This window comes from Streptomyces sp. CB03234, from assembly GCF_001905885.1.
In the GTDB taxonomy this organism is placed as follows: domain Bacteria; phylum Actinomycetota; class Actinomycetes; order Streptomycetales; family Streptomycetaceae; genus Streptomyces.
The window spans coordinates 671,380-684,749 of sequence record NZ_LIYH01000005.1; the positions used below are offsets into that span (position 1 = coordinate 671,380).

Annotated in this window: 8 protein-coding genes; 2 read left to right on the forward strand and 6 right to left on the reverse strand. The window is 69.3% G+C overall.

Annotation, left to right across the window (positions count from 1 at the left end; genetic code table 11):
- Positions 1 to 51 precede the first annotated feature (51 nt).
- Positions 52 to 1,269: an amidohydrolase family protein gene (locus AMK26_RS24500; protein WP_073757104.1), complete on the forward strand. Its 1,218-nt coding sequence runs from the start codon at positions 52 to 54 to the stop codon at positions 1,267 to 1,269.
- A gap of 103 nt (positions 1,270 to 1,372) precedes the next feature.
- On the opposite strand, the gene AMK26_RS24505 is transcribed toward AMK26_RS24500, so the two are convergent.
- Positions 1,373 to 1,843 carry a hypothetical protein gene (locus AMK26_RS24505; protein WP_073756856.1) on the reverse strand — a complete coding sequence of 157 codons (471 nt, stop codon included), beginning with the start codon at positions 1,841 to 1,843 and terminating at the stop codon, positions 1,373 to 1,375.
- Positions 1,844 to 2,002: 159 nt separating this feature from the next.
- Here AMK26_RS24505 and AMK26_RS24510 point away from each other — a divergent pair, with 159 nt between their 5' ends.
- Entirely contained in the window at positions 2,003 to 2,926 is a 924-nt protein-coding gene (locus AMK26_RS24510; RefSeq protein ID WP_073756857.1) for an FkbM family methyltransferase, read from the forward strand.
- Positions 2,927 to 2,968: 42 nt separating this feature from the next.
- Here AMK26_RS24510 and AMK26_RS24515 read toward each other — a convergent pair whose 3' ends face one another.
- The 5 genes from AMK26_RS24515 to AMK26_RS24535 all read right to left on the reverse strand — a co-directional run bounded on the left by AMK26_RS24515 (position 2,969) and on the right by AMK26_RS24535 (position 12,996).
- Entirely contained in the window at positions 2,969 to 3,739 is a 771-nt protein-coding gene (locus AMK26_RS24515) for a glycosyltransferase family 2 protein (RefSeq protein ID WP_073756858.1), read from the reverse strand.
- A gap of 5 nt (positions 3,740 to 3,744) precedes the next feature.
- Positions 3,745 to 4,533 (reverse strand): GntR family transcriptional regulator, encoded by a 789-nt coding sequence (locus AMK26_RS24520; protein WP_073757105.1) that lies wholly within the window; start codon positions 4,531 to 4,533, stop codon positions 3,745 to 3,747.
- Positions 4,534 to 4,754: 221 nt separating this feature from the next.
- Complete coding sequence (locus tag AMK26_RS24525) at positions 4,755 to 8,729, reverse strand: nSTAND1 domain-containing NTPase (protein WP_073756859.1); 3,975 nt, start codon at positions 8,727 to 8,729, stop codon at positions 4,755 to 4,757.
- Positions 8,730 to 9,523: 794 nt separating this feature from the next.
- Positions 9,524 to 10,759 (reverse strand): hypothetical protein, encoded by a 1,236-nt coding sequence (locus AMK26_RS24530; RefSeq protein ID WP_073756860.1) that lies wholly within the window; start codon positions 10,757 to 10,759, stop codon positions 9,524 to 9,526.
- Positions 10,756 to 12,996, reverse strand: coding sequence for a sensor histidine kinase (locus AMK26_RS24535; RefSeq protein WP_055704540.1), 2,241 nt, complete (start codon positions 12,994 to 12,996; stop codon positions 10,756 to 10,758). Before AMK26_RS24535 ends, AMK26_RS24530 begins: the two co-directional genes overlap by 4 nt.
- Between the last annotated feature and the right edge of the window lie 374 nt (positions 12,997 to 13,370).

The window sequence follows — 13,370 nt, forward strand, 5'->3', positions numbered from 1 at the left end:
ACCGGCGAGGGGCAGGGGGTAAGCGGCGTGGCTACCGACGACAGCGGCACCATGGATCTCCCGAGGGTGATCAGCGTGGACGATCACGTGATCGAGCCCGCCCACCTCTTCGAGACCTGGTTGCCGGGCAAGTACCGCGACCGGGGGCCGAAGCCCTTCACCGCCGGCATCGGGGAGCTGGAGTACATCGGCGGGAAGTACCGGTTCACGACCGACCCGGACGGCCAGCTCACGGACTGGTGGCGGTACGAGGGCGAGATCTTCCCGTACAAGCGGATCATCGCCGCCGTTGGCTTCTCCCGCGACGAGATGACTCTCGACGGCATCACCCGGGAACAGATGCGCCGTGGCTGCTGGGACCCGAAGGCCCGGCTCGCCGACATGGACATGAACCACGTGGAGGCCTCGCTCTGCTTCCCCACCTTCCCGCGCTTCTGCGGGCAGACCTTCGCCGAGGCGAAGGACAAGGAGGTGGGCCTCGCCTGCGTCCGGGCGTACAACGACTGGATGGTGGAGGAGTGGTGCGGTGACAGCGGCGGCCGGCTGATCCCGCTCTGCCTGATCCCGCTGTGGGACATCGACCTGGCGGTGGCGGAGATCCGGCGCAACGCCGCCCGGGGCGTGCGCGCGGTGACCTTCTCCGAGATCCCGACGTACCTGGGGCTGCCGTCCATCCACTCCGGCTACTGGGACCCCTTCTTCGCGGCATGCGAGGAGACCGGGACGGTGGTCAACATGCACATCGGTTCGTCGTCGCAGATGCCCGCGGCGTCCCCGGACGCCCCGCCGGCCGTCCAGGCCGCGCTGAGCTTCAACAACGCGATGGCATCGATGATGGACTTTCTGTTCAGCGGGGTCCTGGTGAAGTTCCCCCGGCTGAAACTCGCCTACAGCGAGGGCCAGATGGGCTGGATCCCGTACGCCCTGGAGCGCGCCGACGACGTGTGGGAGGAGCACCGGGCGTGGGGCGGGGTCCGCGACCTGATCCCCGAGCCCCCGTCCACGTACTACTACCGGCAGATCTTCTGCTGCTTCTTCCGCGACAAGCACGGCATCGAGGCGATCGAGACGGTCGGCGTCAACAACGCCACCTTCGAGACCGACTACCCCCACGTGGACTCGACGTGGCCGCACACGAAGCAGGTGGCGGCGGATCACGTCGCGGGTCTTCCCGACGATGTCGTGTACAAGCTCCTGCGGGGCAACGCGATCCGGATGCTCGATCTGCCCTTCGACCGGGACCTGTCCGCCGTCCCGGGCAGCCGCTGAGCGGCAGGACGCGGTCCGGCGGCCGGCTCGCACGCCGACCGCCGGACGTAATGGCCGGACGTAATGGCCGTACGGAAGCGCCGTACGGAAGCGCCGTACGGTGCTAGATCCAGCCCGCCGCCCTGGCCGCGGCAACGGCCGCCGCCTCCGCGTCCTCGGCCCTGATGTTCAGCTCTTCGTCCCGCCCCAGGGCCCGGCCGCCCGCCGCCTCCGCGGCGGCCAGGGATGCCCGGAGCGCGCTCCGACAGGCGGCCTCGGCAAGCTCGCCACCGCCGTCGTGCGCCAGCGCCACCTGGGCGGCGACGGTGGCGGTGGCGGCGGCGTTCCGGGCACACCGCGCGTCGGCCGCGGCGTCGGGAACGCTCCCTGCCAGGGCGTCCACGGCCTGGCCGGCCAGGCGCACCGCGTGGGCGGCCTTCGACTCCGGGCTGTTGGGCACGAGCTTCGCCTGGCTGTCGTCGACTCGGGCGTGGCGGCACGCCGCCACCGCCCGGTCCACGGCACTCCGTGCGCGGGCACCGTGGCGGGCGCGAAGGGCTGCCTCGGACTGGGCGGTGCCGTGGGGTGCGGTCATGGCCGTCTCCTCGTCTAGCGGTGCGCTCGTCGGCGGCAGGGTGACACGCACCCTTCGAGGAGGCCAGAGCGATGCCGGAACCAATTGACCGAGGCAACGAGGCGCGGGAGCGGCGCCGAGCGCTACGGTTCCGGGTGACGCCCACAGAGAGGCAAGCGGATGATCACCCCCGTGTCAGAGGCCCTGGTGACCCTCGGACGCCGGTACGTACGTGATGCTCCGGTCTCCGCGGGCAAGACCCTGCTCGCCCGCCGGGTCCTCAACCCCCACCTGCGGGAACACCCCCGCCGGCGCGTCACCGAGACCGGGTTCGGCGCCCTGGTCGCCGTCGACACCCAGGACCTCATCCAGCGGTACCTCTACCTGTTCGGGGTCTGGGAGCCGTACATGACCGGCTGGCTCCGGAGGCGACTACGCCCCGGGGACACGTACATCGACGTCGGCGCCAACATCGGCTACTACAGCCTCCTCGCCGCGCGGCTGGTCGGGGACGAGGGCCGGGTCGTCGCCATCGAGGCGTCGCCGGTGTTCCACCAGCACCTCCTCCGGAACGTCGCACTCAACGACTACGGCAACATCCGCGCGGTCAACGGCGCCGTCTCGGACACCCGGGAGACCCTGACGTTCGTGTTGGCCAGCTCCGCCAACATGGGCGCGAACAGCATCGTTCCGTATGAGGGGCCGGCCGAGTCGGCCTTCGAGACCGAGGCGCGACCGCTGCCGGATCTCCTCACGGCGGAGGAGATCGCCGGGGCCCGCGTGATCAAGATCGATGTGGAGGGCGCCGAGGGAAGCGTCGTGCGCGGGATGGCTCCGCTGCTCTCCCGGCTCCGGCCGGACGCGGAGATCACCGTGGAGGTCACCCCGGAGCGGATGGCGCGGCTCGGAGACTCCGCCGACGAACTCCTGGAGGCGATGGGGGCGTACGGCTTCCATCCGTACCGGCTCGTCAACGACTACACGCCGGAGAGCTACGTGGCGGCGCTTCGCGGGGCCGCCCGCGTTCCGGAACGACTCGACGGGCCCCTCACGGGCGAGAGCGATCTGGTCTTCTCCAGGGTGGACGCCGACACGCTCCCCTGAGGCGAGGCGGCCGAGGGCGCTGTGCGCGAGGGCGTACGAGGTTCAGGTCAGCCGTCGGCCCTCGGCCGGGTAGCGCCACTGAAGGTCCGCGAGGGAGCGTGCCCGCGCCTCCACGACAGCCATCCGGGCATCCCGCTCCGCGGCCTCCGTGTGGGACGGCTGACTCGTCGCCTGTCCGGGCCACTTGCGGTAGAGCAGGCCCACCTCCGGCGAGAACCAGCCGCGGCTCGTCGCGTTGAGGGCCAGGAGCAGTCCGGTGTCCTCCGAGGCGGGGAGAGCCATCCAGCCGCCGACGGCGAGGAGCAGGTCCCGGCGGACGAGGAGCGTGGCCGGGTGGACCTGGGCACGGAAGTTGTTCGCCTTCCAGTACGCCAGGACCTCGCCGCGCTCGATCGCGCCGGGCTCCGGGTCGCCGGGGAAGCCGGCGGTCGAGCCGTCCGGCAGCAGGTCGAGCACGCGGGAGGTCGCCCAGCCGATGGACGCGTCCGCTTCGAGCGCGGCCAGATCGCGGCCGAGCACCCCGGGGGCCAGCTGGTCGTCGGCGTCCAGGACCTTGATGTGGTCACCGTCCGCGTGGGCCAGCGCCATCATGCGCGCGACGCCGGGGCCGCCCGGCCGGCCCTGCCGGAAGGTCACCCGCTCATCGTCGGGGACGTGCGGGGCGACCCGGTCGGTCTTGCCGTCCTCCTGGATCACCCAGTGCCACTCCCAGCCGTCCGGGAGCTCCTGCTCGCAGATCGACTTGTACGCGTCCGGCAGGAACCGGGCCGACGGGGCGTGGACGGCGGTGACGATGACGATGCGCCGGGTCACGGCACTCACCACCTTTCCAGAGGAGTGGTGAAGAGCAGTTCCGTGCGGTCGCCGGGCAGCGTCACGTCGGAGATCTCCACGGCACGGTCGTCGGTGTCGTAGGAGGTCTTGCGGAGGACGATGACTGACGTCCCCGGTGGGAGCTCCAGTTCCTCGGCCTCTTCGGGCGTCGGCGGGCGGGCGGTGATCCGCTCCTCGATGCGGTCGAGCTCGATACCGAGCGTCAGCAGCTGATTCTGCGTGCCGCCGGGCCAGGGCTCCTTGGTCTCGTCCAGCAGGTCCGGGTTGACGGCGACCATGTCGCGCACGAGGTAGGAGCTCACGAGTGCGAAGGGCGCGGTCTCCGCCGCGTACCGCGTCCGGTAGATCCGCTCGACCAGGGCCGTGCCCTCGGGAACACCGAAGGCCTCGGCCAGGGACGTGTCCGCCTTGGCCTCGCCGTAGGAGGCGTGGAAGACGAGGTCGTTCACCTGGAGGCCGGTGTCGTGCTCGGTGGCGCCGGTCTGCAGCCGCTCCTGCTCGGGCTCGCGGGCGCGGCGCTTCTCCCACTGGTGGCGCGTGTTGGTGCGCAGTACGCGGGTCCGGGGCCGGCGGACGAAGTTGCCGCGGCCGTGTTGCTTTTCGATCAGCCCTTCGTCCTGCAGGAGGCGGAGCGCTTCGCGCACCGTCGGGACGCTCTTCCTGTGCCGCTCGGCAAGCGCGGACTCGGCCGGAAGCCGGTCGCCCGGGTGCAGGCGGCCGGCGCGGATGGCATCTCGCAGCTCATCGGCGATCTTCTCGTACGCCTTTGCCATGGTGCTCACCGTTCCGATCGAGGGCCATTGCCAGCATATGACTCCTCAAGAGGTCTTGACGACCGGAGGTGGGCCTGCCCACAGGACAGAAAAGTGCCCGACCGCTGGCGACGGGGGATGCACCAGCGGTCGGGCTGTGGGCAAGACTAACAAGGCTGCTTGTGCGGCGGGAGCCGAATGCTCAGCTGTAACCGCCTGTGACCGGGATCACGCGGGCTCCGTCACTGATCGCACGGAGGCTCGTACGAGAGGCGGGGCAGGTACTCGTGCCACTTTTCCGGCGTCAGAACGCCCCGGGTGGTCGAGCAGATGCGGCTGATGGCCTCGTCGACATCCAGATTCCACAGCCGGACGGTATCGGTCCCGCTCGACACTCCGAGCATGTGGCTCCGGGGGCTGAACGACAGGAAGTTGCCTGTCTTGGCGTTGGGGCTCATCGATTGGCCGATCGGAGCGGCCTTGGACGGGACGGTGACGTTCCAGAGCCGGACCGTGTTGTCGTTGCCACCGCTCGCCAGGGTGCTGCCGTCCGGGCTGAACGTCAGCGACACGACCGCTTCGGTGTGGCCGGTGAGGGGAGAGCGCAGCCGGGTCGCCTCACGGGAGTCGGTGACGTTCCAGAGCCGGACCGTGTTGTCGTCGCTGCCGCTGGCCAATGTACGGCCGTCCGGACTGTAGGCGAGCGCGTTGATGGGGCCGAGGTGCCCCGTGAGCGGCGCGCCGAGCCGGGAGGCGTGACGCGGGTCGGCCACGTTCCACAGCCGGACGGTGTCGTCCGCGCTGCCGCTGGCCAGAGTGCGGCTGTCCGGGCTGAAGACGAGGGCGTTGACGTAGCCCTTGTGGCCGGTGAGCGGCGCGTGGAGGGGACGGAGGCGGGACGGATCGCTGACGTTCCACAGCTGTATGGTGCGGTCGTCATGGGCGGTCGCCAGCGTGCGGCCGTCCGGGCTGAACGCCAGCGCGCCGGGGCCGGCGAACCGCGTCCGCAGCGCGACGGGCGGCCCATGAGGGGCAGGCCGGGCCGGGTCGGTGACGTCCCACAGTTGCACTGCGCGGCTTCCCGTCAGCACCGCGAGTGTGCGGCCGTCGGGGGAGACCGCCAGCGAACGGACGTCGCCCTCCCCGGGCATGAACGGTTTGCCCAGCGCGACGGGCCGCTTGGGGCTCTCCACGTTCCACAGCCGGACCCTTCCGTCACGCGCGGCCGTGGCGAGCACCCGCCCGTCAGGGCGGAACGCTCCGATACGGCCGATCATGTCCGACGTCGGTATCGACCACAGGCGGACCTTGTTGTCGCCGTTGCCGGTGGCGAGGGTCCGGCCGTCCGGGCTGAAGCCCACCGCGTACATCTCGCCGCTGCCTCCTGCCAGCGGCTCGCCGACCTGCGACGGGTATGCCGGGTCGCTGACGTTCCACAAGGTCGCCGTGCTGTCCGCACTGCCGGCGGCGAGCATGGATCCGTCGGGGCTGAAGGCCACGGACCATACGCGACCGGTGTGGCCGGTGAGCGGCGCGCCGAGCGGTACCGCGTGACGTGGGTCGGCCACGTTCCACAGCCGGATGGTGTCGTCCGCGCTGCCGCTGGCGAGAGTGCGGCCGTCGGGGCTGAAGGCGACGGAGTGCACCGTGCCCGCGTGGCCGGTCAGCACCGTGTCGACGGGTGCCGGACGGCGCGGAGCGGCCATGCTCCACAGCCTGATCGTGTCGTCGTCGCCACCGGCTGCCAGCGTCCGCCCGTCGGGGCTGAACGCCAGGGAGCGCACGGCTTCGGCGTGGCCGGTCAAGGCGCCGAGCGCCGTGGGACGGCGCGGGTCGGCCACGTTCCACAGCCCGACGGTGCGGTCCTCACTGGCGGAGGCCAGGGTGTGCCCGTCCGGGCTGAAGGCGAGCAGGTAGATCGTGCCGTCGTGGCCGGTCAAGGGCGTACCGAGCGGCTTGGGCCGGCTGGGATCCCGTACGTCCCACAGCCGGACCGTGCCGTCGTCCGAAGCGCTGGCGAGGGTGCGGCCGTCCGGGCTGAACACCGCGCTGCTCACCCAACTCGTGTGGCCCGTCAGCGGCTTGCCCAGTGGTGCCGGGCGGGACGGATCCGCCACGTCCCACAGCCGGACGGTCCGGTCGTAGCCGGCGGTGGCCAGGACCCGCCCGTTCGGGCTGAACGAGGTGAGGTAGACGGCGCCGGTGTGGCCGAGGAGCGGCGTGGCCAGCGGCGAGTTCACAATCGAGATCAGCCGATTGCTCGTGCCTTCGTCGTCCGGCCGCAAGCGGTGGGCCACCAGGTCCAGTTGGGCGGACAACGAGGGGTCCGTGTACTGGACGCGATCGGCCTCGGCGACCACCTGCTCGAAGACGGCATCGTCCCGCTGCTGCCACGCGACCACCGCCGAACCGACAGCCAGCATCGCCAGGACGACCAGAGCCGCCACCGCACCACGGCTGAGCCAGACCGTGCGCCTGCGCAGCCTGACCGAAGCAGCCAGGAATTCCACCGCGCTCCGGGTCAGCGAGGCGTCACCGGCGCATTTCGCCCATGTGCGGGCCTGCTCCAGACGAGAACCCCGGTAGAGCAGCGACGTGTCGCGGTTCGCGCCCTCCCAGGCCCTGCCGTCCTCCTCCAGCCGCTGGCGGAGCAGGTTCCCGTTCCTGTCCTCGTCGATCCAGTCCCGCAGGCGTGGCCAGGCGTGGAGCAGCGCTTCATGGGTGATCTCCACGGTCTCGGCGTCGAGCGTCACCAATCGGGCGTGCACCAGCGCTTCGAGCGATTCCTCCGTCTTGCCGGGGTCCGTCGACTCCTCCGCCAGTTGGCGCCGCGTCCCCCGCCTACGGGTGGCCTGGGTGTCCTCGCCCAGCCGGACGAGCCTGAGCAGGAGCAGCCTCGCGGCCGTGCGTGCCGCCGGGTCGAGGCTCGACCAGGCCCGCTCGGCGGTCGCCGCCACCGCTCCCTGGATTCCGCCCGCCGCGCGGTAGCCGGCCAGTGTCAGCCTTCCCGCCTTCCGCCGCTGCCAGGTGGCGAGCAGGGCGTGGGAGAGGAGCGGCAGCGCGCCCGCGCCGTGCCCCCCGCGGGGGCCGTCGGCGCTCACTTCCCGGACGATCAGCTCCGCCAGCCCCGGTTCGAGTTCCATACCCACGGCTTTGGCCGGGCCGGTCACCGCTTCGCGCAGCTCCGTGGTGGTCAGCGGCCCGAGCACCATGTGCCGGTGCTGCAGCGCGTCGGCCAGTTCGGGGTACGAGAGGCATTGCTCGTAGAAGTCGGCGCGTATGCCGAGGACTACGAGCACGGGGGCCGGCTCATCCGAGTCGGCGGGCGTGCACGCGGCGTGGAGGAGCTGGATGAACGTGCGCCTGTCCGCCCCGTCGGAGCAGAGGGTGAACGCCTCCTCGAACTGGTCCACGATGACGACGGGACGTGCGGGGGCGGACGTCCGGCGTCGCGCCCATGCGGTGAAGGCCTCCCTCGCGGCGTGCTCGAATCGCGGCGTACCGGGCTCCTCCGCGGCGACGACGGGTGCGAGCTCAGGGATCCGGTGGGTCAGCTCTGCGACAGGATGGCTTCCCGGTACGAGCTGGAGCACCTCCCTCGCGCCGTTGCGCAAGGTGGGCACCAAACCGGCATTCAGCAGGGAGGACTTCCCCGCCCCCGAGGCGCCCACGAGCATGACCAGGCCACCGGTCCTCTCCGCCGCGCGGAGCTGAGCGACGAGGGCGTCCGTGCTCCGCTCCCGGCCGAAGAACCACCGGGCGTCCTGCTGACGGTACGGAGCCAGCCCCCGGTAAGGGCACACACCACCGGGGACGGCCGGGGCTTCGCCCGGGGGCCGTTCCTCCTGTTCCGCGGGTGCCTCGGGGCGTTCGCCGACCGGGTCGGCAACCGCCCGCTCCCACAGGCGCTGCCACTGGGCCAGGTCGTACAGGCCGGGGGAGACGGGCTGGGGCCGCGAGCGCCGCGCTTCGGGTATCAGGATGTGCAGCACTACTGCGAGGGCGGCGAACTGGGCGGGCACGTTCCTGGCCCGCCGCCAGTCGCTGATCCGCTGGGCGGACACCCGCACAGGCCGGCCACGTTCGTCGACCCGCTGAAGCCGGACGACGGCCTCGGCCACGCGCTTGAGGGGAGGGTTACCGGCCTCCTTGTACAGCAGCGCAAGACGTTCCGCGAAGGCTGTGCGTGCCCCTGAGTCGGAACTCAAGGTCTCCACTCCTTACTTCCCCCGCACCTGGACATCCGGACCGGAAAACACACCCTATATGGCTGACCTGCGGTTAAGTCGCCGACTCGATGCCGGAGCCTCCTCGGTGGGGGCCACGGCTGGCAGGATCTCGACCAGTAGCGCACCTACCCGGGCATCGCCCGGACAGCCCGTACCAGACCACGGGTCAGGCCCTTACGCGATCCGCCGCTACGGCACGGATCGACGCCGCCCGTATCGTTCGGCACCGGTCCCCACGAGGGGAGGGACCGGTGCCGAACGACGCGGCGGATGGAGGGCGCGCGGGCCGGTACGAGGCGTCCGGCGCAGGCGCGATCACGGCGAAGGCCCGCGAAGGGTCCAGCCGGCCACCAGGGGCACGGACCACGGTGGACCGCGCTGGCCGACGGACCGCGCTGGACGACGCCGAGGCAAGGCTCCGGAAACCACTCAGGGGCCCGACCCGCTCTCGCGGATCAGGCCCCTGATCTGGTGTTTCAGCTGTCGGGGTGGCGGGATTTGAACCCACGACCTCTTCGTCCCGAATGAGGTTCGGTTGGTGATCCTGCCAGCCTCGATGGCGTTTCCGCAGGTCAGATGGGTGGGCTCGGTTGGTGTCGCGGGGCCTGGAAGGGGTTCGGGGAGCGGGTCGGCTCCCAGATGGCTCCCCGGGCGTGGTGCCCACCGGCTGCGTGTACGTCTATGCCAAGGCATCCCTGTGTCGACCACAACGAGGGCCAAGGCTTCCGAGCCCGGCGTACCCTCCGCTGATGATCGCGCACGCTGTCCGAATGCCTGGAAGCTCAGTCCTTCACAATCTCGCCGTTCGCTGATGACGTTGAAGCCTGCGTCGGCACGTGCCTGGCCTTCGGCTTCTCGAGTTCCAACCGCACTTTCACGTCCTCGAAGCTGAGGTCCGGGGTTCCGATACGCCCCACCGAGCGGCTGTAGGCGATGAGCATCGCCTCCGAGAACGGGCTGTCGAGGGTTGCGACACGTCGCCAGGTTCGTGCCTCGGCGAGCGGGACCGATACCACGTTCTCGAAGTCGACCAAGAGGTCGGGGATGTCGAGGTAGCCAGGAAGAGCGCGGTACCGGTTCTGCTTGTCCCCGAAGACCTGTTTGGCCTGGTCCTTGTGGCTGTTGCTCTTCGAGCTGGCCAGCCATGTGGCGATCGCTGGCGACTCCGACTCCTCGCCGTCCTCGGTGAAGATGCGGTCAGCCTTGGCCAGGCGAACGTACTGTGCCTTGGCCTTACGAGGTCTCGCCACGTTGGCGTCCGGGTGGTCCTCATACAGGTCGCAAGCAGGGGTGAGGACGATCCACCAATCGCCCTCGGGGCTGACCACGAGGTCCGTGGCGGTGAGGTGATGGGTCACGAACGGCTTCAAGTAGACCCGAGCAGCGGAGGGTTGACCAGCAGTAGCGACCGCCTCGCCGTCCCCGGCGTATCCCAGTTCGCTGGGGCCGTTCTCCCGGAGCTCGGCCGCGAGGCGGTTGACGATGATCGGGGTGATCTCGTGGGGATCAGCGCCCGCCATCTCGTGCCAGTGCGGGGCCACGACGTCACGGAGGAAAACGCGGACCTTGCGTTCGACGAGATCGGAGATACGGCGTCTCAACTCCGACACTCCCGAGAGCAACCCGTCCCGGACTGCGGGAGCGACCTCGTCCCAGGCGTTCTTGGTCACCACACGGATGAGGGGAGGCTTCTCCAGGTCACGCACCTGCTGGGGGACAGCTGTGAAGAAGACCACGGGCAGCCACCGAGCGCCGGCGATGGCGTCGTACAGTTCGTGTCCGCGTCCTTCGACGGCAGCGGAGGGTATGCCATCGGCGGCGTCGCGGACGTCGAGGATGACCAGGTCGAAGTCCTCGTCAATCAACCGCTGCTCGGCTGCGGAGAAGTCCTGCTCGGACTCGAAGTGGATCTCCCCGAGGTCTGTGAGCTCCTCGGCCAGCACTTCGCGAAGGTCCGCGATCATCTGGGCGTCGTCATCGACTATGAGCACCCGATACGCAACGTCGGTCGACGTCACCCAACTCTCCTTCGCAGTCGTGCCCGGAAACTCGCACCCGAGAGGGTGCCGGGGCTCACCAGCCCCAATTCGCCGTCGTAGAAGTCCTTCACGACGCTGCCTGCGATGCTGAGACCGAGGCCGACGCCATCCGGCTTTTCACTGAAGTAGGTATCGAAGATCAGGTCCTTGATCTTCTCGCGCACCCCAGGGCCGTTGTCGCTGACCGTGATGTCGACCACGTCCAGTTCGCCCTCGTGATTGCGCTCCGTCTCGATCAGGATCTCGCGGGGAGTGCCCTTGGGCATTGTGGAGAGCCAGTACACGGCGTTGCTCACGAGGTTGACCACAAGAGTCCTGATGTCACCCGGCTCGGCGGTGACGATCACGTCCTCCCCGCTGATCTGTACATCTACACCGTGCTTGGTGATCTCCGACTCCAGCACGTCAACGGCTTCAGAAATGCTCTGGTGTAGAGAGAGCCGGCGGGGCCGTCCACGCTTCCGTCCGCTGAGGGGCTCGATGCGAGTGAAGAGCCGGTCGAGAGCCCTTTCTTGTGCGGTGAAGTCCGTCCGCAGCTTGTCCAGCGCAGCTGACAGCTCCACATCGTGGGTCTCGACCTTTGTGGTGATCTTGCCGAGACGACGAAGGCCCACGCCGATGCGGGAAAGGGCGGTACGTCCGTCGTGGAGGACGACGTCGACCAGGGTGCCCAGCGTCGCGAGGCGGGAGAACTGGGCGATGACCTCCTGTACCTTGCGTACGCCTTCGTTGATCGTCTCCGTGGCATCCTCGATGGCGCGACTGAGGATGATGTCCTCTGGGTGCCGCTCGGCAGCCACCTGTCGCAGCGGGTCCAGGTTGAAGTTCTGGAAGAGCCCGTGGCCCCTGCCTTCGGACGGCCCGGCAAGGAGCGGGGCTTCCGTCGGAGCAGTGGGTTCCCGACGCAGCCGGTAGCGTTGCGTCTCCAACCTGGCAATCGCCTGGAGTATGACTGCCTTCAGTTCCTCGTACTCAGGGGTGTCGATCAGTCCTTCGCGGTGCGAGCGGTCCAGGAGGCCGGGGTTGTCATCGGCCGAGATGTAGACGAATCCCGCCACTTGCCGGTTGGAGAGACGCAGCGTCGGGTTGTTGATGCGTCGCTGGTCGAAACCAAGCCAGTCGAACCCGGGTTCCCCGAACGGCTGCACACGGAACCCGTCCCGGTACAGGGCCACACCGCTGTTGTTCCGGATGAGTTCCCGTACGTCGTTGGTGTTCCTCGCGCTGGTGTCGAGTGCCAGGAGCGGCTTGATGGCCGACGACTCAAGGTCCCAGACTCGGAAGTCCAGTTTCAGAGGGCCACATGAGGGCCTCTTCGAGTCCTTCCGGAGGTTGTCCTGGACGACCTCCACCGGTTCTTCGTCGCCGGCGTAAATGGCCAGGCTCGCGTCCCCGTCGGCATCCACGGCGCCGACGAGGCGATAGCGGGGATGGGCCAGTGTCTCACTCGCAGAAACGAACCCGCTGTGGTGGCGGAGCGGCCCCTCCGGAGTGTCGATGTAGATCGAGAACTCAGGCTGGTCCGGCACAGAGAGCTCGGCGGGAGGCGGCGGGGGGAGGAGCCTGGACAGGGAACGCTTGAGGGCCTCGATCTCGTTCGTGCCCCAAGCCGTGCGAAGCCTCTCGAGTCGGACCACGGTGCCATGCGCCGTGCCGACGGCTGTAGCAGGCGCTGACTGAAATTCCCGGAGGACCTCGGAAAAGGTCTGCGCTGCTATGCCTCCGTCTACGAAGACGCTCGGAGTGGTCGTGGACAGGGAGACCGGAACCTCATCCAGGTACGCGTCACCATCCGTGAAGTCCCCCCAGTCGATGCGAAGGGTGACCTCCTGCTCATCGACCCGCCGAGTCGTGATTGTGGCGGTATGGCCAAGTCGAGCCGAGGCGAACCGGCCGATGCCCTTGGCGCCCAGCACGCGACGCCCACCTGACTCACTGCGTGGGTTCCGGTGCCTGTGCGGGGTGGCGATCTCCATCCACGTGCCGCGCACTGTGGCCGGCGACATGCCGTGCCCGTTGTCCCAGACCTCGATCGAGCCCTCACCCTCTTCGAGGGGAGGGTTGAAGCGGATCAGGACGAGGCTGGCGTCCGCGTCGTAGGCGTTCTTCACCAGCTCGGTGAGGGCGACGCGTTCGTTGCTGATCAGTTCTTCGCCGAGCGTGCTCATGAGCCTGGCCCGCGGTCGGAGATACGCCTTCGCGTTCTCGGAGTCCACCCATGCCCCCGCTCGTCAACTGTCAGCCATGTTCTGCAGTGTGTGGCGGGCAAGATTCTACTAACTACCCATCAGCGAGCTAGGTGGGCGGCTCTCGTAAGTGGCCGAAACCGTGCACAGGTTCAGGCCGACTCGAACGTGTCTTCAGCCCCGCCGGATCGTTGACCAGCTTGTCCGGCCAATCCGGGCCCCGGGAGCGACGCTGTCACTGCTGTCCTCTACGATTGCCTCTGGTAACGCACCAGAACGTCGGTTCGAAGCCGAGGACTGGGGGGCCGCGCGGACTCGCGCCGGTACCCGGCAGAGCGCAGCATCGGTCTCACGGGATTTCCGGAGGTCAGCGTGGTGGAATCCTTGCCTCCACCAGCGCGTCT

Excerpts from the sequence above, each read along its gene's own strand:
- AMK26_RS24520 (WP_073757105.1), bottom strand. The coding sequence starts at position 4,533 with ATGGCAAAGGCGTACGAGAAGATCGCCGATGAGCTGCGAGATGCCATC.
- AMK26_RS24505 (WP_073756856.1), bottom strand. The coding sequence starts at position 1,843 with ATGACCGCACCCCACGGCACCGCCCAGTCCGAGGCAGCCCTTCGCGCC.
- AMK26_RS24510 (WP_073756857.1), top strand. The coding sequence starts at position 2,003 with ATGATCACCCCCGTGTCAGAGGCCCTGGTGACCCTCGGACGCCGGTAC.
- AMK26_RS24500 (WP_073757104.1), top strand. The coding sequence starts at position 52 with ATGGATCTCCCGAGGGTGATCAGCGTGGACGATCACGTGATCGAGCCC.